Raw genomic sequence first — 608 nt, 5'->3', positions numbered from 1 at the left:
ACGTCCCCGGCAAGCGCTGGTTGGAAGCAACGCTGAACGAATCACCCAAGACGGTCCTGTTCATCAGCCACGACCGCGAACTGCTCAACAATGCCGCAAGCCGGATCGTCACGTTGGAGCCGGGGCATTCCGGGGCTACCGCGTGGGTCCATGGTGGCTCGTTCGGTTCCTACGTCGAGGCCCGCCGCGAACGCAATGAGCGCTTCGAGGAGCTGCGCAAGCGCTGGGACGAGGAACACGCCAAGCTCAAGGAGCTGGTGAACATGTACAAGAACAAGGCGGCCTTCCGTTCCGACATGGCCAACCGCTACCACGCGGCCCAAACACGCCTGGCAAAGTTCCTCGAAGCCGGGCCGCCCCAAGCCATCCCGCTGGAACAAAACGTGAACATGCGACTCAAGGGAGGACGCACCGCCAAGCGTGCCATCGTCGCCGAGAAGCTCGAGCTGACCGGGCTGATGAAGCCATTCAGTAACGAAATCTGGTTTGGCGACCGCGTGGCGATCCTCGGCTCGAATGGTTCGGGCAAGTCCCACTTCCTACGGCTGCTGGCGTCGGGCGGCACCGACCCCGAACGTGAACACTTGCCGGTCGCCGACTTCGAGATC

At 62.8% G+C, this 608-nt stretch carries 1 protein-coding gene; it reads left to right on the top strand.

What is annotated here, in order from left to right; all coding sequences use genetic code 11:
• On the top strand, positions 1-608 hold a 608-nt coding region (locus tag B879_RS24285), incomplete at both ends, for an ATP-binding cassette domain-containing protein (protein ID WP_040401666.1).

Source organism: Cecembia lonarensis LW9 (assembly GCF_000298295.1).
In the GTDB taxonomy this organism is placed as follows: domain Bacteria; phylum Bacteroidota; class Bacteroidia; order Cytophagales; family Cyclobacteriaceae; genus Cecembia; species Cecembia lonarensis.
Note: the sequence above shows the minus strand (reverse complement) of the source record. Positions and strands in the feature narration are given on the sequence as shown.